Here is a 20,373-nt window from a genome sequence, read left to right as displayed (position 1 = left end):
CAGGGCAGTCAATGGCGACGCAAAGCGCCGCCAACACATGGCAAAGCCAGGTGAATAGAACGCAAGACTCTTATTTTTCGGGGTGTGTCAGTGACTCAGGTGAGCGCTGATAGCGCGCAGCATTCGCACGCTATCGGCATCGAACGGGCCGACCGCATCGGTCAGCGACGATTGCTTGACGATCACGACGCCGGAGGGCTTGTCGATGAACAGGTACTGGCCGTGGATGCCACCGGCCATCAGGGCCTGGCTGTGATCGTTGAACACGTACCACTGGCTTCGATAGGACGCACCCGGTGTCCAGCCGGAGAACTCGGCATTTTGCGCGTAGATCGCCGGATCCCCACCGGCGGCGATACGTGCCACGGTCTCGGGCGACAGCAGCTCAACCCCCTCGTGACAGCCATCGTTGGCCAGCAGACGACCGAAGCGCGCCATGTCTCTTAACGTCGCACTGAAACCCGCCCCGGCGACGTTACGTCCCCAGGGATCAGCCATGAAATAGCCGTCGCGATCACAGCCCAGCCGGCTCCAGATTTCTGCCAACAACTGACTGCAGGCCTTGCCCGAGGCGCGCTCCATGACCCAAGCCAAGGCTTCGGTGGTCGCGGTCACATAATGGAAAAAGCCACCGTGGCTGGCGCGCTTTTTGAGGGATGGCAGGTACTGGTACAACGACTCGAATTGAGCGTATTGCGCCGGTGCCGGTTGAAACCCGCAGGCGTAACCGTACTGCGAGCTCTCCGAGTTGGGATCGTCGTACACCTCGCTGTAGTCGATGCCCACCGCCATATCGAACAACTGGCGCACCGTCGCATCGCCAAACGCGCTGCCCACCAGTTCGGGCACGTAGTACGCGACGGGTAACCCGGGCTCGAGCACGCCACTGGAAACCAGCTGTTCACCAAGGGTGCCGATCAGCGACTTGGTCACCGAAAACATGATGTGCCGGTCGCAGGCCTGCTGACCGTTGAAGTAGCGCTCGAACAATACCGTGTCGCCCTGCATCACCAAAAAGGCGTCGGTCTGGCTGGCCTCGAGGTGGTCGATAACGCTGATGCTCAGCCCACACTCACTGTCGAAACACAGCTGGTCCAGCGCATTGGGAGCCTGCTTGAGCGTACCGACCGGCCCTGGGCCCGCCGGTACGTCAATAGTGGGGCGCAAGCGCGCCAGGTTGCGGAACCCCCACTGGCTGAAGGGCGGACGCATCCAGTTGTGCCACGTGACTCGGTGTTCCGGCTCGGCGGGAAAGCCATGCATCAGCAAAGGGGCCGCGCAAGTGGCCGACGACGATTCAGTGGCCTCGACGTAAAGCGTCGCAAGAAAAGACGGGTTTTTATGACTCATCGGGAGATGACCCTGGAGATGACTCTGCATGAGAGCAGATGCACAGAAATCATTACCCGATATTTATCTTTAGTCAATAAAACTTTTTACTCGATAACACTCACTCCGCTATCGCTGCATCGAGCCGGTCGCCGGCGGTGCGCGGCACATTCGCCGTCATGAAAAGCACACTCCACACCGACCTCAGAAATCAACCGTGGCCGACAACTGCAAGGTGCGCGGAGATCCCGGGGAAAAGGCGCCGTAGGAGGCGACGCCCGACCAGTACTCACGGTCGAATACGTTCTGCACGGTGGCGCGGAACGTCGTAGGTCGCCCTTCTATCTTCGTGGCATAACGCGCGCCCGCATCGATGCGAGTCCAGGCGTCCAGTTCCTGGGTGTTGGCCTGGTTGACGTATTGGCTGTCGGTGTAGATCGCGCCGCCGGTCAAGGTAAAGCCTTCCAGCCATGGGGTATCCCATTCGGCCCAGAGGTTGGCCTGGATGTCGGGTACGCCGACCGGTTTGTTGCCCCGGTTGGCCGCGGTGGCGGACTTCGTCAACTCGCCGTCGAGGAACGTCACGCCCCCCATCAAGCGCGTGCCCGGCGCGACTTCCCCGTACAGGCTCACCTCCACGCCACGGTTGCGTTGCTCCGATTGCACGGAATACACATTGTTGGCACCCAGCTCGCCGCTGGGTTTTTCGATCTGGAACAACGCCACGGTCGTGATGAACGTGTGGTGTTCATACTTCACGCCGAGCTCGTGCTGTTTGGACACATAAGGGGCGAATGTCTGGCCGCCGTTGTTCGCGGTGCCTGGGGCGGTATCGCCCTTGCTCAAGCCTTCGACATAGTTGTAATACAAAGACACGTCATCCCAGGGCTTGACCACGACGCCCAGCAACGGCGTCGTGGCAGTGTCTTTGTTGCGGGAGCTGACAGCCCCGGCGGCATTGTAGTTACGCGACTCGATCGCTTGCCGGCGCAGGCCGAGGGTCAGTTGGAGGCGGTCGTCCAGCATGCCCAGGGTGTCCGTCAGTGCGACACCGGACAGTTCCGTCTCCGAAATGCGCAGCACCTTGGGGGCGTCGAGGTATTGCTTGGGCGTATCCACCGGGTGATAGATGTTGGAGCGGATCTCCTTACCATTGGTGATGCCTCGGGACAGTTCGTCCCGGTAACGGGTCGCCATCAGCGTGGTCATGTGCGTCACCGGCCCGGTGGCGAACAGCCCGCGAAGGCCCACATCGGCGGTCGAACGGTCGACGTTGAACTTGTAATAACCCGGGATATTGCTGGTATCGCCGGCGTCGTTGAGGATCCTGGGCACCTGGTCGGACAGGCGCTTCACATCCGACTTGCCCCCGCCGGCATGGGCGAACACGGTCAGCGCATCGCTCAAATCATACTCGCCGCCGAGCAGTGCCGACTGTTCCTTGGTGTCCGACCAACCCCATTTTTGCGGCAGGCTGGTGCGGCCATTGGCGGCAGATGGCACGTCGACGCCCGTTGCGACGGTGAAGGGGCGCGAGGCGCCGTCAAAGTTTTCTTTCTGGCTGATGTAGTCAAGGTTCAGGCGCAACCGCTCGCCGCGATAATCCAAGGCAATGGCCCCGATATCCACCTCGCGCTTCTGATTATCGACGGCGGTGTCGCCGCCCTGGAGGCTGCCGTTGAAGCGCAGGCCAAACTGGTTTTCTTCACCAAAGCGCCGGCTGATGTCCAAGTGGCCGCCCACTTGGGAGTCCGATGCGTAACTGCCGGTAAAGCGCGTCAGGTCTTCATCCAGCGCCCGCTTCGGCACGATGTTGATGACGCCGCCAACGCCACTGTTCGGCGAGACACCGTACATCAGCGCACCGGGCCCCTTGAGCACCTCGATGCGTTCGGCGTAGTCGGTGAACGTCCGGTAGTTCGGCGCCACACCGTACACGCCGTCATAGGCCAACTCGCCAAGGTTGCCTTCGCCGATGGCAAACCCACGGATGAAAAACGAATCGACGATACCGCCCGTCTGCCCCGTGGACCGCACCGAAGGATCGCGCTCCAGGGCGTCGGCCGCCGTCACTGTCTGCAGGTCGGCCAGGGTTTTGGCGGTGTAGCTGGTCACACTGAACGGGGCGTCCATCACATCCTTGTTGCCCATCATCCCCAGGCGCGCGCCACGGGCGACCTGCCCGCCGGCCAGTACCGGCGGCAATGCCGTGGGGCCAGCCTCGCGGGCGTCGATGGTGGTGGTGTCGAGGATCAGGCTCTGCGCGCTGTCAGGCGTTGACGCGTCGCCCGCTGCGGGCTGTGGCGTAGCCGCCGAGGCATTGGCGCTGCATGCGACCAAGACGACATTCAGCATGGCGCTCCGAATCGCGAGGGTTAACACGCGTTCACCATAGGGACGACAGATAACGGGCATGACGAGAGGATCCTTTCAACGTAGGAAAATGGGAATCACTCCTAATGCCAGCCGACTTGCGAAAAAGTATCATCCCTCCCTGTTTTTTTACCGGGTTCATCCGCCGAGGCCGTCCCATGTCCCATGCAGGTGTCATTCAGGGTTCAAGTGTCAGGACCCTTGTTTATCTTTTGTTCGCGATCCAACTGGTCTCCATGGGCGCGATGGAAATGAGCGGGCCATTCTGGCCCGTACACCTGCGCGAGCTGGCCTCTTCGGAGGCGCTTTTCAGTTTCGCCAGCATCGCTGTGTACGTGGGACCGATGCTGGGCATCATGCTGACCAGTGCGTTCTGGGGCCGTATCGGCGATCGATACGGGCACAAGTTGATGATGATCCGCGCGCTCGCCGGGTTGTCCTTGACCCAGCTCGGCCTGGCGTTTTTCAGCGACATCTGGGCGATCCTGGCCCTGCGTTTCCTGCAGGGTGCCTTCGCGGGCTACATTGCCCCGGCGCAGGCCTACGGCGTGAGTATCGAAAGCCCGTCGCGCCGGGCCCGGCTGTTCGCGATTCTGCAGATATCGACCAACGTCGGCTCGTTGCTGGGCGCCGTGCTCGGCGGCCTGATTCTCGATTACGCGACGTTTTTCTGGATCAATATCGTGGCCTCGGTGTTATGCGCCGCCTGCACGGTGATCGCCGCCATGACACTGCCGGACGTCCCCCCCGTGAAAAAAACCGCGCCGGTAAACACCTGCGCCCCCGCCCAGGCCAGCGCTGCCGGCTGGCGCGGCTCGCCCCTGCTGTCGCTGTTGGGCATCATGGGGATTCTGCTGTTGGCGCGAATGCTGCCCCAGACTTCGTTCTCGCTTTACGTCAGTTCCACATTCGATGTCAGCCACTCAGTGGTCGGCCTGTGCTACGGGCTATTGGCCCTGGGCTTCATTCTTTCGGCGACGGCATGGTCGCGCTACTTCGAGCAGCGCTCTCTACGCCAGACGCTGCAGCGCATCACTTACGTGGTGATCGGTTGCATCGCGCTGACCGCCGTGGCGGGCATTACCCGCAACCCCGTGGTGTTTATCCTGGCCTACTTCGTCTGGGGAGTACTGCTGGGTGCCACGACGCCAGTGCTGATGGCCCTGATCTCGACCACCGCCGACAGCGCCCGACAGGGCTATGTACTGGGTATCGCGCAAAGCACCGCGCAGTTTGCCTCGATTGCCGGTATCTGCATCGGCGGCTTGCTCAGCCAAGCGTATGGCCTGCCCTACACGTATCTGTTCGTTTGCCTGGCGTATGCGCTGGCGCTGGTGCTGATCGTCGCTCTGCGTTACTGGCCCGCGGGCAAGCAACCCCACCAAGTCGCGGATCGGGATTGAACCAGGTGCCTGGCGATGAAGGACACGCCAGCACAGGGGATCGCACCGATCGCGGGGCACTGATCCCCCCTTGCTTTTCAAGCATCTTGTCAACTAGCATTGGGAATACTTCTCAATTAGATGCACGCCCGCGCCATGAGCCAAACCCACTCCGCGAACCACCCGAGTCACCTGCGCGCGATTGAGGCCCTGTACAGCGGGCATCACAGCTGGCTGTACGCGACGCTGAAAAGAAAACTGGGCAACGCCATGGATGCGGCGGATCTGGCGCAGGACACCTTCACCCGCATCCTGGCTTCACAGGTCACGGTAATCGAGCAGCCTCGCGCCTACTTGAGCTGCGTGGCCAAGGGCATCCTGATCAACTGGTACCAACGCAAGGCGCTGGAGCGTGCCTACCTGGAGGCACTCGCCAACGCGCCCGCACAGGATGTGCCGTCGCCTGAATCGCACTTCATGGTGCTGGAAACCCTGCACGAAATCGACGCCATGCTCGATGCCCTGCCGCCGCTGGTGAAGCGGGCGTTCCTGCTGTCGCAGATCAACGGGCTGAAATACGACGACATCGCCAAGCAACTGGACGTCTCGCTGATCACCGTCAAACGCTACATGAAGCAAGCGTTCCTGCACTGCATGATGATGGTCGAATAGATGCGCTCGCTGCGCAGAGAGCCACCGCTGAATCCCGACGTGCTTGAAGAGGCCGCCGAATGGCTGATGCGTTTGAGCGACAACGGGTTGAGCGACAACGAGCGTGCCGAGTGGGAGCGCTGGAAGGTCAGCAGCCCCGAGCGCGATCTCGCGTGGTCGCGGGCGCAATTGCTGCAAAGCAAGCTGGGCGGCTTGCCGTCTTCCCTGGCGATGTCGGCGCTGGATCGGCCAAGCAATCTGGAGCGGCGTGCGGCCCTGGGTAAATTGGCCCTGCTGCTGGCGGTGATACCGGCGGGTTGGGGCAGTTGGAAGCTGGTGGAGTCAGGCCGATGGTCGTCCGACTACCGCACGGCCGTGGGCCAACAACGCGAATTGACCCTGGCCGATGGCTCACGCATCACGTTGAATACCGACACCGCCATGGATGTGCTGTTTGATGGCCAACAGCGGCTGATCCATCTGCGCGAAGGCGAAATACTGGTGCAGACCGCACCGGATACCGCTTCCGTCCCCCGCCCCTTCCTCGTCATCACCCGACAGGGCCGCATGCAGGCCCTGGGCACGCGCTTTACCGTGCGTGAACTGGGCCCGCGTACCCAGCTCGCCGTACTGGAAGGCGCAGTGAAAGTGGAACTGGCCGAAAACCGCCAAACCGCGCCGCTGATCGTCAACGCCGGGCAGCGCACCGACTTTTCCTCACAGACCTTTGGAGCGCTGACTGCCGCCGGTCGCTACGTCGGTGCCTGGGCCCAGGGCATGCTGATGGCGGACAAGATGCGCCTGGCGGATTTCGTTGCCGAGCTGGCGCGTTATCGTCGTGGTTTTGTGCGCTGCGATCCGGCCATTGCCGACCTGCGCGTCTCGGGTGCCTTCCCGATCAGCGATACCCAACGCACCTTGAACATGCTGGTGCAAACCTACCCGGTGCTCGCCACCGGCCATTTGAACGGGTATTGGGTCACGCTGTCGCCCGCCTGACGCCGCGAAGGCAAACCTCGCAAAAAAAAGCATTGCCAGGCTGATACTTTTTTTGATCTCAACTGGCAATGAAGGAACAGCCACTTCCTCTCGCCACAGGGCCCCCCATTGATGCCGGTCATTCGCAGCGCGTTGCTCAGCCTGACCCTGATCGGTGCGGCCTGCCCTTTGGCCCGGGCGGACGCGCCGGTGCAGCTGGATTCAGTGACCGTGCGCGCGTACAACCTTGCCCCCGGACCGCTCGGCGCAACCTTGTCGAGCTTTGCCGTGGAAGCCGGCATTGCCTTGTCCTTCGAGCCGTCGATCACTGAAGGGTTGATCAGCCCAAGGCTTTCTGGAAATTACTCGACCCAGGCGGCAGTCGCGCATTTGCTGGCCGGCAGTGGCCTGGACATGCTGCTGCGCAACGACGGCAGCTACACCTTGGCGCTCCGCAGGGTCACCCTGGCGCAGACCACGATCAGTGGCCACGACCAGCCGGCCGAGACCTTGCCCCCGGTGTACCCGGGGGGCCAGGTGGCCGCGGGAGGACGCCTGGGCATGCTGGGTAATACCGATGTAATGGACGCGCCCTTCAGCGTCAGCACTTACACCTCGTCGCTGATCAAGGACCAACAGGCAACGACCGTGGGCGACGTGCTGGAGCGCGATTCGTCGGTCCGCGCCACCGGGCAGACCGGCGGGATTGTCGATTCTTTTTTTATCCGTGGGTTTCCGGTCGGCGAAGGCAACCTCGGTGAGCTGGCCTTCGACGGTGTCTATGGCGTGGCCTCCAACTATCGGGTGTTCACCGAATACGCCGAACGCATCGAGGTCGTCAAAGGCCCGAGCGCACTGCTCTACGGCATGTCGCCCAACAGTGCCGTCGGCGGGGTGATCAATGTGGTGCCCAAGCGCTCCCTGGATGAAGACTTGACGCGGTTCACCGCCAGTTACGCCCAGGATGCGCAACTGGGGAATCATATCGACATCAGCCGGCGCTTTGGCGAGGAACGCCGATGGGGGGTGCGGGTCAACGCCAGTGTCCAGCAAGGCAACACCGTGATCGACGACCAATCGCGCGCCGTCGGGCTCGGCGCCGTGTCCCTGGACTACCGGTCCGATCGCCTGCGAGGCAGCCTGGACCTGATCTCCCAGCAAGAAAAGTTCGACGCGGCATCTCGACCGTTCCTGATCGACACGGGCGTGGAGATACCTTCCGCCGCCAATGGGCGGACCAATGTGAGCCAAGACTGGGGCTGGTCCGAAACCCGTGATAAATCCGCGTTGCTCAGCGGTGAATACGACCTCACCGACGCCTTGACCGTCTTCGCCCATGCCGGTGGCGGCAGGTCGGCTGTCGCGCGCATGTCCGACCAGACCCCAACCCTCCTCAACGCCGCCGGCGACACCGCCTCGACACCCGGCTATTACAAGTTCAACGTGCAGCGCTACACCGTCGATGCGGGCACGCGCCTACGCTTCGACACCGGGCCGGTCGGCCACGTCACGGCCCTGCAAGTCTCGCGTTATCGCGACGAGTTGTCCCGTGGCATCACATCCGGCGCGGTCATCCTGTCGAACATCTACCACCCGATCGATCAGCCCAAGCCTTCGATTGCCGAGCCGGATACGCCAAAGGTCTCCGCGACGCAATTATCCGGCATCGCCATCGCCGACACCCTGTCGGTGCTCGAGCAACGCCTGCAGGTCACCTTCGGCCTGCGCAGACAGCATATTGAGTCGAGCAACTACAACGCCTCCGGTACGGTGAGCACGGCGTATGACGGAGGCAAGACCACGCCGCTGTTCGGGGTGGTGGTCAAACCCTGGGACCATGTGTCGCTCTACTACAACTACCTTGAGGGCCTGAGCAAGGGCGACGTCGCCCCGGCCAACGCCGCCAATGCAGGCCAGATCTTCGCCCCTTACGTTTCCCGGCAGCAGGAGATCGGGGTCAAGCTCGACTACGGCACGTTCATGGCGACCCTGGCGCTGTTCCAGATCAAGAAGCCCAGCGGCGAGTTGTCGGGCGGGACGTTTTCGGTGCAAGGCGAACAGCGCAATCGGGGCATCGAGCTGAACCTGTTTGGCGAGGTCGCCCCAGGCGCGCGCCTGCTCGGGGGAGTGACGCTGCTGGATGCACAGTTGACCAAAACCGGCATTGCCGCCAACCGGGGCAACACTCCGGTCGGCGTGCCGGATGTACAAGCCAACCTCTGGGCCGAATGGGACATCCCCTGGGTCGAGGGGCTGACGTTCACCAGTGGCGCGATCTATACCGCCCGCCAGTACGTCAACCAGGCCAACAGCCAACAACTGGATCCCTGGACCCGCATCGACCTCGGCGCACGTTACACCACGCGTATCGCACAGCGGCCGACAACGTTCCGCGCCACGGTGCAAAACCTGTTCGATCGCGAGTACTGGTCGGGTGTCGCCTCTTATGGAGCGTTTTCCCAGGGCTCGCCACGCACGCTTTTACTCTCGGCCACGGTCGACTTCTGACACCTGCAAAGGCTTTAACCATGGTTACCATCGTTCGACGCAGCCACGCCTTCGCGGCGCTGTTAGTGGCTGGCTTGCTCGGGGCTTCACTGCCCGCCCCCGCCGCCGAGGCGGATGCCGCGCGCAGTACCGTCACCGACCTGCTCGGCCGCGAGGTCAAGGTCCATCTGCCGGTCAGGCGGATGATTCTCGGGGAGGGTCGCCAGTTGTACCTGGTCGCCGCCCTGGATACGCAAAACCCCATCGAACGCATCGTCGGCTGGCGCAAGGATCTGATCCAGTCGGACCCGGACACCTACGGAGCCTACCTGCGCAAATTTCCCGCCATTGCCAGGATTCCCACCTTTGGCGGTTTTGAAGACGGGACCTTCGACATCGAACAAGCGATCGCCCAACACCCCGACGTGATCATCCTCAACATCGAGGCGCAGCATGCCACCGAGGATGCGCGCTATATCGAGAAGCTCGATGCCCTGGGCATACCGGTGGTGTACGTCGACTTTCGCAATCAACCGATGCAGAACACCGAGCTGACCATGCGCCTGTTCGGCCGACTGTTGGGCAAAGAAGCGCGTGCCGAGGCTTTCATTGATTTTCGCAACCGGCAGATCCGCCGGGTGACCGACGTGATCGCGGCGCAGCAGCCTGTGCGCCCCGCGGTGTTTATCGAACGCATCGGCGGTTACACGGACGATTGCTGCCTGAGCTTCGGCAACGAAAACTTCGGGCTTTTTGTCGACATGGCCGGTGGCGACAATATCGCCAGAGGCATTATCCCCAGCACCTTCGGCCAGTTGAATCCCGAACAGGTCATCGTCGCCAACCCGGCGCACGTGGTAGTCACCAGCGCCAACTGGGAGGCGTTCGCCCCTGGCGGCCATTGGGTCGGCGTCGGCCCGGGCGCCGACATGACGCAAGCCCGGCACAAACTGGCCTGGTACACCCAACGGCCAGCCTACGCAGGGATCAAGGCGCAGGACAACCAGGCCTTTCATGCGATCTGGCATCAGTTCTACAACAGCCCTTACCAGTTCGTGGCCATCCAGCAATTGGCCAAATGGTTTCATCCCACGCTGTTTGCCGACCTGGACCCCGAGGCCTCCTTTCGCGAGCTGCACGAGCGGTTTCTGCCGGTACCTTACGAGCCGGGCTATTTCGTCAGCTTGCGCACCCCCGAGGTCAAGCCATGAGCGCATCGAGCGACACCCTGGTGGTGCAGCGCGAGACCTACCGTCGCCTGGTGCTGCGCAAGCGGCTGATCCTCGCCGGGCTGATGACGCTGCTGCTCTGCAGTGTCCTGCTTGACCTGGCCCTGGGCCCGGCGAGTTACAGCCTGCGCGAAGTACTCGGCGCACTGTTTTCGCCGGACGACGCTTCGGCGCAGGTGCGCGTGGTGATGTGGGATATCCGCCTGCCTGTCGCCCTGATGGCGGTTGCCGTGGGCGCGGCATTATCACTGGCGGGCGCGCAGATGCAGACCATCCTCAACAACCCGCTGGCCAGCCCCTTCACCCTGGGCATTTCTGCCGCCGCCAGCTTCGGCGCGGCCATGGGCCTGGCGTTTGGCGTGGCCCTGTTCCCATTGGCGGCACAGTACATGGTGCCGGTGAACGCGTTCGTCATGGCCATGCTCTCTGCCTTGCTGATCCACTTCCTGAGCATGCGCCGCGGCGTCACCGCTGAAACCATCGTGCTGCTGGGCATTGCCCTGGTGTTCACGTTCAACGCGTTGTTGGCCCTGGTGCAGTTTTTTGCCACCGAGCAAGCCGTGGCGGCCGTGGTGTTCTGGACCATGGGCAGCCTGACCAAAGCCACCTGGCCCAAACTCGGTGTGATCTGCCTGGTGATCGTGGTCACCCTGCCGATTTTCGCCAGGCGCGCCTGGGCCCTCACAGCCCTGAGGCTGGGCGATGACAAGGCCGCCAGTTTTGGTATCAACGTGCGCAGCCTGCGCTTTCAGACGTTGATCATGGTCAGCCTGCTCGCCGCGTTTCCCGTGGCCTTCGTCGGCACCATCGGCTTTATCGGGCTGGTCGGCCCGCACATTGCGCGGATGTTGATTGGTGAAGACCAGCGGTTCTTCCTGCCGGCGTCGCTGCTGACCGGCGCACTGATTCTGTCCGTCAGTTCGGTGGTCAGTAAGACCCTGATTCCGGGCGCGATCTTTCCGATCGGCGTGGTCACATCGTTGATCGGCGTGCCGTTCTTCATATCTCTGATTCTCAGCGGGAAGAAAAACTCATGGTGACGATCCAGCTGGAGAACCTTGGTGCCCGCTATGGTCAGCGCACGATCATCAGCGGTGTCACGACCGGCGCATTTATGGGTGGCCAAGTGGTCGCGGTGGTCGGCCCCAATGCCGCCGGCAAGTCCACCCTGTTCAAGCGCATGGCAGGCTTGATCGACGGCCCCGGCCGGGTGATTCTGCAGGGCTCGAAAAAGGGCGTGCGGGGCATCAGCTACATGCCGCAGGGCTTGAACGGCAGCGCTCGATTGACGGTGTACGAATCGGTGCTTCTGGCACGTAAACAACTGTCGCCCGGCTGGGTCGTCCACGATGATGAGCTGACGCTGGTCGACGAGATATTGCAGGCGCTGGGGATCACCGGCCTGTCCTTTCGCAACCTCGGCGAACTCAGCGGCGGGCAGCAACAGCTCGTGTCCATCGCGCAGACCTTGGTGCGCGAGCCGGAGATCCTGTTGATGGACGAACCCACCAGCGCCCTCGACATGCACCGCCAGGTCCAGGTGTTGGACTTCATGCAGGCATTGGCCCGCCGGCGTCGGGTCATTGTGTTCATCGCCATCCATGACCTGAACCAGGCGTTACGTTTTGCCGATCAGGTGCTGGTCATTGCCGACGGTACCGCACAAGGCAGTGGCGCGAGCCGTGAGGTCATTACAGAACAGATGCTGCGCACTGTGTACAAGGTCCAGGCCCGCATTGAACAGTGCAGTCGCGGGCAGCCTCATATCCTGATCGACGATATTGTTTGAGGGCCGCGAGCACTCCAGCCTGTATTCCACGGCCGCGCCGGCCATCAGTGCCTGGGCTTCGATGGGCGGCGCATCCGGATAGTGTCAACGGGTAACTTGATCCCGAGGTCGAACCGCGCTGATCAAAAGTCGTCCTTTACGTTGCCATCGTTGATCTTGAACTCCCGGTGTTGCAGATAAACGCTTCGAATGAAGTTGTATTTATCCCCGGTGATGAGCTTTTCAGATTTTATATATTGAGCGCGTCCGTCGATCATGCCCAGGCCGTACAGGCTATTACGCGTCGGAACGTCGCCGATGTAACGAACCGGGTTGGCGTAGATATCGGGAAAGATGGCCGGCGCATCGCGAAGTGTGCTGGGCCCCAAGAGTGGCAGCACAAGATAAGGACCACTACCTACCCCCCAGTAACCGAGGGTTTGACCGAAATCTTCGTCATTGCGCTGCAGTCCCATGGGCGTCGCGACATCGACCAATCCTGCCAGGCCAATGGTGCTGTTGAGTAAGAAGCGGCTCGTATCAACCCCGGCGCTATAGAACTTGGCTTGAAGTAAGTTGTTCGCCAGGTTCTTGACCTCCCCCAGATTGTTGAAAAAATTATGCACGCCGTCTTGCGCAATGCGCGGGGTGACAAATTGATAACCCTGGGCAAGGGGTTTCAGTGCGTAGGTATCCAGCGTGTCATTGAATGAGAAAATGGGTCGGTTGATACGCTCCCACGGGTCCTTGTCGGAATCCGCCTGGCAAAGGGCTGAAAGCGTTATGAAACTGGCGCAGGTCAGTACCTGAGCGCAACGGCTTAAAGTGGAACGAGATTCACGCATGTTGATTTCCCATTGAATGAAGTCAGCCGATTTGACGCGCGCCAGCCGTTCCATCGCGGCGATTGTGTGTGCAAGAGACAGGGCCATTAATTCCAACCGCCTCCCAACACTTTGTACAACGTGATGCGGTTACTCTGCTCGGTCAGACGCAGGGTGATCAGGTCCTGCTGGGCGCTGTAGAGCGAGCGTTGTGCATCCAGGGCTTCCAGGTAGCTTTGCGACCCGCCCCGGTACAAGGCGTCCGAGAGTTCGAAGCTCTTGCGGCTGGCGTCGGTCAGCGCCTGTTGCGCGGCGATCCGGCGATCCAGGGTGCTGCGCACGGCCAGCGCGTCGGCCACTTCGCGGAACGCGGTCTGCAGGGTCTGCTGATAAGTCTGTATCTGGATGTCGCGCTCGACCTTGGCCGAATCCAGGGTCGCGCGGTTACTCCCGGCGTCGAAAATCGGCACGCTGATGCTCGGGGCAAAGGTCCAGGCACCGCTGCCGGATTTGAACAGGCCGGCCAATGCCGAGCTGGACGAGCCGGCGTTGGCGGTCAGGCTGATGCTGGGGTAAAACTTCGCACGGGCCGCGCCGATGTCGATATTCGCCGACTTGAGCGTGTGTTCCGCCGACAGCACATCCGGGCGTTGTTGCAAGAGGCTCGACGGCAGGCCCGCCGGTATGTCCACCAGCACCGCCGCCGACTCCAAGTGCGTGCCCGGCAAGAGTGCCTCGGGAAGGTCACTGCCGACCAACAGGCGCAAGGCATTGCGGTCCTGCAGAATCTGGCTCTCGTAGGACGCCACATCGCCGCGCGCCGACTCGACCGTGGTCTGGGCTTGCGCCACGGACAGCGCGGAGGAGCCGCCCAGGGCATAGCTGTTTTGGGTCAGGTCGTAGGTGGCCAACTGGCTGGTCAGGGTTTCCTGGGCCAGCAGCAGCCGTTCGTTGTCGGCGGCCAGGGTCAGCCAGGCGGTGGCCACTTCGGCCACCAGGCTGATCTGCGTACTGCGTCGGGTTTCCGTCAGCGCCAGGTAGTCTTCCAGCGCCTCATCCCGCAGGTTGCGTAGCCGGCCAAACACGTCCAGTTCATAACTGCTCAAGCCCAATTGCGCACTGTAATCGTGAGTGGTGGCCGCCGTGCCGGTGCTGGACAACGACCCTGGCGTGCGGCTGTGGGTGCCGCTGACGCTGGCATCGATGGTGGGAAACAGGTCCGCGCGCTTGATGCGGTACTGCGCCTGGGCCTTTTCGACATTCAGGCTGGCCAGGCGCAAGTCGCGGTTATTGGCCAGCGCCAACGCCTGCAACTGTGCCAGGCGGCTGTCGGTAAAGAACTGCTGCCATTTGACATCGGCCCCCGCCTGCCCTTTCGGCAGGCTGGCGGTCGGCAGCCATTGCGCGGAAACAGGCGCTTCCGGCCGCTCATACTGGGGTGCCAGGTTGACGCAGCCACCCAGGACCATGGCGGCCAGCAAAGGCCAATGTGACTTGATCATGCATCACCTGTCGGGGCAGATTGACGAGTACTGCGCTCGCTGCCGAAACGGCGGCGGATCAGCACAAAAAACAGCGGTACAAAGAAGATCCCCAGCACCGTGGCGCTGAACATACCGCCCAGCACGCCCGTACCGATGGCCTGACGCCCGGCGGAGCCTGCGCCGCTACTCAAGGCCAACGGCAACACGCCGAACATGAAGGCCAGGGACGTCATCAGGATCGGCCGCAAGCGTTGGCGCACCGCGATCAGCGTCGCATCGATCAGGCTGTTGCCCTGCTCTTGCAGGTGCTTGGCGAACTCCACGATCAGGATCGCGTTTTTCGCGGCCAGGCCCACGGTGGTCAACAGCCCCACCTGGAAATACACGTCGTTGCTCAACCCGGCGACACGGGTCGCCAGCACTGCACCGATCACCCCCAGGGGGACCACCAGAATCACCGAAAACGGCACCGACCAACTCTCGTAGAGCGCGGCCAGGCACAGGAACACAAACAATACGGAGAGTGCATAGAGCAACGGAGCCTGGGAGCCGGATAGCCGCAACTGATAGGACTGCCCGGTCCATTCGTAGCCGATGCCCTGGGGCAATTGCCGGACGATGGCTTCCACCGCGTCCATCGCGTCGCCGGAGCTCACGCCTGGCGCGGGGTCACCGACGATTTCCAGGGAGGCGTTCCCGTTATAGCGTTCCAGCAAGGGCGAGCCGTAACTCCAGGTGCTGCTGGCAAACGATGAGAACGGCACCATTTCATTGCTGCTGTTGCGCACGAACCAATGATCAAGGTCCGCGGCCTGCATACGCGCGGATGCCTGGCCCTGCACGTAGACTTTTTTCACCCGGCCCTGGTTGAGAAAGTCATTCACATACGTACCGCCCAACGCCGTCGACAAGGTGGTGTTGATGTCGCTGGTACTCAGGCTCAGCGCTCCGGCCTTGCGGTCGTCGATGCTGACCTTGAGCTGCGGCGCATCGTCCAGGCCGTTGCTGCGAACGCCCAACAAACGCGGGTCTTTTCTGGCCAGCTCAAGAAACTGTTCGCGGGCCGCCACCAGCGCATCATGGCCCAGGCCGGCGAGGTCCTTGAGTTGCAGGTCGAACCCCGAGCTCTGGCCCAGGCCGCGCACCGTCGGTGGTTGCATGACGAAAGCGTCGGCATCGCCGATGCTGGAGAGCGCCATGGTCGCCCGTTGGGCAATGGCCGCCGCCCCCTGACCGGGCCCACCGCGTTCGTCCCAGTCCTTGAGACGGATAAACGCGCGCGCGGTGTTCTGGCTGTTACCCCCCATGCCCAGCCCGCTGATGCTGATCATCGCTTCGACTTCGGGCTGTTTCAGGATGTAGTCCTCGAACTGCTTGATCACAGCTTGCGTGCGGCTGTCCGTCGCCCCGACTGGCAACTGGATCTGTGCCATGAGGATCCCCTGATCTTCGTCCGGCAGAAACGACGTGGGCAGGCTCATGTACCCCACCGCCATGACCACCAGCACCGCGCCATAGAGCAACAGGCTGCGCCCCCAACGCCTCAGCACCACACCCACCCAGCGCTCGTAACCGGCGCTGGCACGTTCAAAGGTGCGGTTGAACCAGCCGAAGAACCCGTGCTGAGCACCATGCCCGCGGCCATCACGCGTTTTGAGCAACGAAGCACAGAGCGCCGGGGTCAGGGTCATCGCCACCAGCACCGACAGGACCATCGCCGAAACAATGGTCACCGAGAACTGCCGATAGATAATCCCGGTGGAACCGCCGAAAAACGCCATGGGGATAAACACCGCGCTCAGCACCAGTGTGATGCCGACCAGTGCGCTGCTGATTTCACGCATCGATTGACGCGTGGCCGCCACGGGCGATAGCCCCTCGCCCATCAGCCGCTCAACGTTTTCCACCACCACGATGGCATCGTCCACCAGCAAGCCGATCGCCAGGACCATGGCAAACATCGTCAAGGTGTTGATCGAATAGCCAAACATCGCCAACACGCCGAACGTGCCCAGCAGCACCACCGGTACGGTAATCGCCGGGATCAGCGTCGCCCGCAGGTTTTGCAGGAACAGGAACATGATCAACACCACCAGCACGATGGCCTCGCCCAAGGCCTTGACCACTTCCTCGATGGACAGGCTGACAAACGGCGTGGTGTCGTAGGCAATCACGTTTTTAAGCTGCATTTCAGTCGGGTAGAACGGCTCCATCTCTTTGAGCTTGGCCTTGACCGCCTTGCCGACGCTCAGCGCATTCGCACCTGCCGCCAGTTGCACGCCCATGGCCGCGGCGGGCTTGCCGTTGAGGGCGCTGCTGATGTCGTAGCTTTCGCTGCCCAGCTCCAAGGTCGCGATGTCGCCCAGCAACACCACGGCACCGTCGCTGCTGGACTTGACCACCACGTTGCGAAACTCTTCGACGGTCTGCAGTTTGCTGCGGGCGCTGATCGTGGCGTTCAACTGCTGCCCCTTGATCGCCGGCAAAGCCCCCAGCTGCCCGGCGGAGACTTCGGTGTTCTGCGCCTCCAGGGCACTGCTGACGTCCGAAGGCATCAGCGCGTATTTTTCCAACAGGGCCGGGTCCAGCCAGATACGCATGGCATAGCCTGATCCCAGAGTCTGCACATCGCCGACGCCGTCTATGCGGCTGATGGAGTCGAGCAAGGTGGTGGAAATGTAGTCGCCGATCTGAGTCCCGGTAACGCTGGGGTCATCCGATGCCAGGGCGACAATCATCAGGAAGTCCGAGCCGCCCTTGGTCACGGTCAGGCCTTCGCTTTGTACCGATTGCGGCAGTCTCGACTCGGCTTGTTGCAGCTTGTTCTGCACCTGCATCTGGGCCACATCCGGGTCGGTGCCGGCGGTAAAGGTCAAGCTGATGCTGGCGCTGCCCGCCGAACTGCTGTTGGCCGACATGTAGGTCAGGTTATCCAGGCCTTTCATCTGCTGTTCGATGACCTGGGTCACCGAGTCTTCCACGGTCTTGGCCGAGGCCCCGGTGTAGGTCGCGGAAATCTTCACCGTGGGCGGCGCGATGTCGGGGTATTGCTCCAACGGCAACTGGCTGATGGACAGGCTGCCGCCGAGCATGATCACGATGGCGATGACCCAGGCGAAAATCGGTCGATCAATAAAAAACTGCGCCACGCTTAACCCTCCTTCACAGGGGTGGACGGCGTGGCCGCCTGAGCATTGGCGTCCTGCACCTGGACGGCGGCGCCGGCACGGACTTTTTGTCCGCCTTCGACGACCAACTGATCACCCGCCTTCAGGCCCGCGGTGATCCACCACTGATTGCCCACCGCGCGATCGATGGTCAGCTCACGCTGTTCAACCTTGCCGTCGACCACCAGCAACGCAGTGGTCACCCCGCTGGCGCTGCGGTTCACCGCTTTTTGCGGGATCAGAATGGCCTGGTCATCGCGCGCCTGTTCCAGCACCGCGCGGACATACATGCCCGGCAGCAGCAGGTGGTCCGGGTTGGCGAATTCGGCACGCAGGGTGACGGTGCCCGTGCCCTCGTTGACACTCACCCCGCTGACCTTGAGCCGCCCTTGCTGGTTGTAGGTGGTGCCGTCGTCCAGCTTCAGGCTGATGCGCGCCTCGCCGTTGCCATTGGACTGCAACACGCCGCTGGCCAGGTCACGCTTGAGGCGCAGCAGTTCGGTGGTCGATTGGGTAACGTCCACGTAGATCGGATCGAGTTGCTGCACGGTGGTCAATGCGCTGTCCTGATTGGCCACCACCAGCGCGCCCGGGGTCACCGTGGATGTTTCAATGCGCCCGCTGACCGGCGAGGTGATGCGCGTGTAAGCCAGGTTGATGCGGGCGGTTTGGACTTCAGCCTCGGCGACTTGCACGTCGGCGGCGGCCGTCAGCAAGGTGGCCTGAGCGTCTTCGTTAGTTTGCTGACTGATGGCATTGATCTTCACCAGTTCGGCGTCGCGCCTGGCGGTGGCCTGCGCCGATTTAAGGGTGGCGCGGTACTTGGCCAGGCTCGCCTCGGACTGCGCCAGGGCGGCGGTATAGGACGCCGCATCCAATTGGTAGAGCGCTTGGCCGGCCTTGACATCCGCCCCCTCGACAAACAGCCGCCGCTGGACGATACCGCCGACTTGCGGGCGAATCTGCGCCACCATGAAGGCTTGGGTACGCCCCGCCAACTCGGTGGTCAGCACTTGGCTCTGGGGTTTTATGCTGATCACCGAGACTTTCGGAGTGATCGCTTGAGGTGCCGGCTCGCCGCCGGAGCAACCGCCCAGCAGGACCAGAATGAACAAGGACAGGCAAACCGCGGCGGTTACCAGGTATTTGGCGAAGATTTTCGTCGACATAGCGGCCTCTACAAGACGGGATGGCTTGAGTCAGCGCCATCGTGCAAGGCAAATGTGCAGGAAAATTGAAGATTGCCCGGCCGGGTTGAATCTTTTCTTCGCCAGGGCCTAAATGGCCCAATCCATTCTTAACGGCCCACCTCCATGAAGTTGAGTATCTCCACCAAACTGTTTATTGCGGTACTGGCCGGCGTGCTGCTGGTCATCCTGAGCATGGGGGTGGCGACGAGCTGGAGTTTCGGGCGGGGCTTTCTCGGCTATCTCAATGAGCAGGCGCTGGAGCGCATGGCCCCCGTGCTGCCGCGCCTGGCCAGCGCCTATGCGCGCGAAGGCAATTGGGAGTTCCTGCGCAACCGGTCGGATCGCTGGTTCGACATCATGCGGCCCGAGGTCGGCGAAGATCCGGCGAAGAACGATTTGCGCACGCCCATGGCATCGGACCTGACAGGCGCGCTGTTTCGCATCGCCTTGCTGGATGAACACAAAAAACGCGTGAACGGCTACCCGGATATCGGCAACGATGCGTTGTTGCGCGCGATTGTGGTGGCCGATAAAACCGTTGGCTGGCTGGCCGTGACCCCGTTCCAGAGCGTGACCGAAGCCGGCGGCGAACGGTTCCAGCAATACCAGTTACGCACCAGCCTGGTGATGGGCGCCTTTTCGCTGTTGCTGGCGATGCTGATTGCCTGGTGGATCGCCCGCACGCTGTTGGAGCCAGTGAAAAAGGTGGCGGCGGCGACCCACCGCCTGGCAAGCGGCGACTACGGCAGCCGGGTGGCCGTGGCCTCCAATGACGAAGTGGGCCAATTGGCGCGGGACTTCAACCAACTTGCCTATACCCTGGAGCGCAATGAACAGATGCGGCGCGAGTTCATGGCCGATGTCTCCCACGAGTTGCGCACCCCGCTGTCGGTGTTGCGCGGTGAGCTGGAGGCCATCGAGGATGGCGTTCGCACCCTGAACCAAGGGTCGATGAAGTCCTTGCAAGGTGAGGTCAGCATGCTCAGCAAACTGGTGGATGACCTGTATGAACTGTCCCTGGCGGATGTGGGCGCGCTGACCTACCGCAAGAGCGCGTGCAGACTCGATCAACTGCTGCAAGCCAGCGTGTCGATGTTCCAGGAGCGTTTGAACGACCGGCATCTGCGCGTCGAACTGGAGCTGCCGTCGCAGCCCCTGGAATTGTTGGCCGACGCCAGCCGCCTGCAGCAATTGTTTTCCAACCTGCTGGAAAATGCCGTGCGCTACACCGACCCGAACGGGCTCATCCGCATCCGCGCCGTCGTCGATCGCGCGAATGTGTGCATCGACTTCATCGACTCCGGCCCAGGGGTTTCGGCCGAGCAACTGCCGCGCCTGTTCGAGCGCTTCTATCGCGGCGAATCATCGCGCAACCGTGCCAGTGGCGGTGCCGGTCTGGGCTTGGCGATTTGTCACAACATCGCCCTCGCCCACGGCGGCAGCCTCAGCGCCGCTCACTCGCCCCTCGGCGGCCTTTGGCTGACCCTGCGCTTGCCACGGGATATCTGAAC

14 protein-coding genes are annotated in these 20,373 nt (G+C 62.2%); 8 read left to right on the top strand and 6 right to left on the bottom strand.

Going from position 1 to position 20,373, the window contains the following annotated elements:
• Positions 1 to 87: 87 nt before the first annotated feature.
• Both TU80_RS24460 and TU80_RS24455 read right to left on the bottom strand, forming a co-directional pair.
• Positions 88 to 1,350 (bottom strand): serine hydrolase domain-containing protein, encoded by a 1,263-nt coding sequence (locus TU80_RS24460; RefSeq protein WP_026140145.1) that lies wholly within the window; start codon positions 1,348 to 1,350, stop codon positions 88 to 90.
• A gap of 183 nt (positions 1,351 to 1,533) precedes the next feature.
• Positions 1,534 to 3,744 carry a TonB-dependent receptor gene (locus tag TU80_RS24455; RefSeq protein WP_057005574.1) on the bottom strand — a complete coding sequence of 737 codons (2,211 nt, stop codon included), beginning with the start codon at positions 3,742 to 3,744 and terminating at the stop codon, positions 1,534 to 1,536.
• A 116-nt stretch (positions 3,745 to 3,860) separates the two neighbouring features.
• Here TU80_RS24455 and TU80_RS24450 point away from each other — a divergent pair, with 116 nt between their 5' ends.
• The 7 genes from TU80_RS24450 to TU80_RS24420 all read left to right on the top strand — a co-directional run bounded on the left by TU80_RS24450 (position 3,861) and on the right by TU80_RS24420 (position 12,218).
• Positions 3,861 to 5,105 (top strand): MFS transporter, encoded by a 1,245-nt coding sequence (locus TU80_RS24450; RefSeq protein ID WP_057005573.1) that lies wholly within the window; start codon positions 3,861 to 3,863, stop codon positions 5,103 to 5,105.
• Between the two features lie 135 nt (positions 5,106 to 5,240).
• Positions 5,241 to 5,756, top strand: coding sequence for a sigma-70 family RNA polymerase sigma factor (locus tag TU80_RS24445; RefSeq protein ID WP_026140148.1), 516 nt, complete (start codon positions 5,241 to 5,243; stop codon positions 5,754 to 5,756).
• Complete coding sequence (locus TU80_RS24440) at positions 5,757 to 6,734, top strand: FecR domain-containing protein (protein WP_057005572.1); 978 nt, start codon at positions 5,757 to 5,759, stop codon at positions 6,732 to 6,734.
• Between the two features lie 111 nt (positions 6,735 to 6,845).
• Positions 6,846 to 9,221, top strand: coding sequence for a TonB-dependent receptor (locus TU80_RS24435; protein ID WP_057005571.1), 2,376 nt, complete (start codon positions 6,846 to 6,848; stop codon positions 9,219 to 9,221).
• Positions 9,222 to 9,241: 20 nt separating this feature from the next.
• Positions 9,242 to 10,411, top strand: a complete 1,170-nt coding sequence (locus tag TU80_RS24430) for an ABC transporter substrate-binding protein (RefSeq protein ID WP_057005570.1) — start codon at positions 9,242 to 9,244, stop codon at positions 10,409 to 10,411.
• Positions 10,408 to 11,469: a FecCD family ABC transporter permease gene (locus tag TU80_RS24425; protein ID WP_057005569.1), complete on the top strand. Its 1,062-nt coding sequence runs from the start codon at positions 10,408 to 10,410 to the stop codon at positions 11,467 to 11,469. The genes TU80_RS24430 and TU80_RS24425 overlap by 4 nt, the downstream gene beginning before the upstream one ends.
• The gene (locus TU80_RS24420) at positions 11,463 to 12,218 is read left to right on the top strand and encodes an ABC transporter ATP-binding protein (protein WP_017847952.1); all 756 of its coding nucleotides are present in this window, start codon (positions 11,463 to 11,465) and stop codon (positions 12,216 to 12,218) included. Before TU80_RS24425 ends, TU80_RS24420 begins: the two co-directional genes overlap by 7 nt.
• A 122-nt stretch (positions 12,219 to 12,340) precedes the next feature.
• Here the strand turns inward: TU80_RS24420 and TU80_RS24415 are convergent, their stop codons facing one another.
• From TU80_RS24415 to TU80_RS24400, 4 genes are all read right to left on the bottom strand, one after another.
• Positions 12,341 to 13,042: an MlaA family lipoprotein gene (locus TU80_RS24415; protein ID WP_057005594.1), complete on the bottom strand. Its 702-nt coding sequence runs from the start codon at positions 13,040 to 13,042 to the stop codon at positions 12,341 to 12,343.
• Between the two features lie 86 nt (positions 13,043 to 13,128).
• Entirely contained in the window at positions 13,129 to 14,523 is a 1,395-nt protein-coding gene (locus tag TU80_RS24410; protein WP_057005568.1) for an efflux transporter outer membrane subunit, read from the bottom strand.
• Positions 14,520 to 17,654: an efflux RND transporter permease subunit gene (locus TU80_RS24405; protein ID WP_057005567.1), complete on the bottom strand. Its 3,135-nt coding sequence runs from the start codon at positions 17,652 to 17,654 to the stop codon at positions 14,520 to 14,522. The genes TU80_RS24410 and TU80_RS24405 overlap by 4 nt, the downstream gene beginning before the upstream one ends.
• Positions 17,655 to 17,656: 2 nt before the next feature.
• Positions 17,657 to 18,841 carry an efflux RND transporter periplasmic adaptor subunit gene (locus tag TU80_RS24400; protein ID WP_046383981.1) on the bottom strand — a complete coding sequence of 395 codons (1,185 nt, stop codon included), beginning with the start codon at positions 18,839 to 18,841 and terminating at the stop codon, positions 17,657 to 17,659.
• 144 nt (positions 18,842 to 18,985) lie between these two features.
• Here TU80_RS24400 and baeS point away from each other — a divergent pair, with 144 nt between their 5' ends.
• A complete protein-coding gene (baeS, locus tag TU80_RS24395) occupies positions 18,986 to 20,371 on the top strand; it encodes a sensor histidine kinase efflux regulator BaeS (protein ID WP_046383982.1) in 1,386 nt (461 codons plus the stop codon).
• The last annotated feature ends 2 nt before the right edge of the window (positions 20,372 to 20,373 follow it).

Source organism: Pseudomonas veronii, assembly GCF_001439695.1.
GTDB lineage: Bacteria > Pseudomonadota > Gammaproteobacteria > Pseudomonadales > Pseudomonadaceae > Aquipseudomonas > Aquipseudomonas veronii.
The sequence above is the reverse complement of the archived record's forward strand: the minus strand, read 5'-3'. Positions and strand labels throughout refer to the sequence as shown.

Excerpts from the sequence above, each read along its gene's own strand:
- TU80_RS24400 (WP_046383981.1), bottom strand. The coding sequence starts at position 18,841 with ATGTCGACGAAAATCTTCGCCAAATACCTGGTAACCGCCGCGGTTTGC.
- TU80_RS24440 (WP_057005572.1), top strand. The coding sequence starts at position 5,757 with ATGCGCTCGCTGCGCAGAGAGCCACCGCTGAATCCCGACGTGCTTGAA.
- TU80_RS24450 (WP_057005573.1), top strand. The coding sequence starts at position 3,861 with ATGTCCCATGCAGGTGTCATTCAGGGTTCAAGTGTCAGGACCCTTGTT.
- TU80_RS24410 (WP_057005568.1), bottom strand. The coding sequence starts at position 14,523 with ATGATCAAGTCACATTGGCCTTTGCTGGCCGCCATGGTCCTGGGTGGC.
- TU80_RS24435 (WP_057005571.1), top strand. The coding sequence starts at position 6,846 with ATGCCGGTCATTCGCAGCGCGTTGCTCAGCCTGACCCTGATCGGTGCG.
- TU80_RS24445 (WP_026140148.1), top strand. The coding sequence starts at position 5,241 with ATGAGCCAAACCCACTCCGCGAACCACCCGAGTCACCTGCGCGCGATT.
- TU80_RS24460 (WP_026140145.1), bottom strand. The coding sequence starts at position 1,350 with ATGAGTCATAAAAACCCGTCTTTTCTTGCGACGCTTTACGTCGAGGCC.
- TU80_RS24430 (WP_057005570.1), top strand. The coding sequence starts at position 9,242 with ATGGTTACCATCGTTCGACGCAGCCACGCCTTCGCGGCGCTGTTAGTG.
- TU80_RS24455 (WP_057005574.1), bottom strand. The coding sequence starts at position 3,744 with ATGCCCGTTATCTGTCGTCCCTATGGTGAACGCGTGTTAACCCTCGCG.
- TU80_RS24415 (WP_057005594.1), bottom strand. The coding sequence starts at position 13,042 with ATGCGTGAATCTCGTTCCACTTTAAGCCGTTGCGCTCAGGTACTGACC.
- baeS (WP_046383982.1), top strand. The coding sequence starts at position 18,986 with ATGAAGTTGAGTATCTCCACCAAACTGTTTATTGCGGTACTGGCCGGC.
- TU80_RS24420 (WP_017847952.1), top strand. The coding sequence starts at position 11,463 with ATGGTGACGATCCAGCTGGAGAACCTTGGTGCCCGCTATGGTCAGCGC.
- TU80_RS24425 (WP_057005569.1), top strand. The coding sequence starts at position 10,408 with ATGAGCGCATCGAGCGACACCCTGGTGGTGCAGCGCGAGACCTACCGT.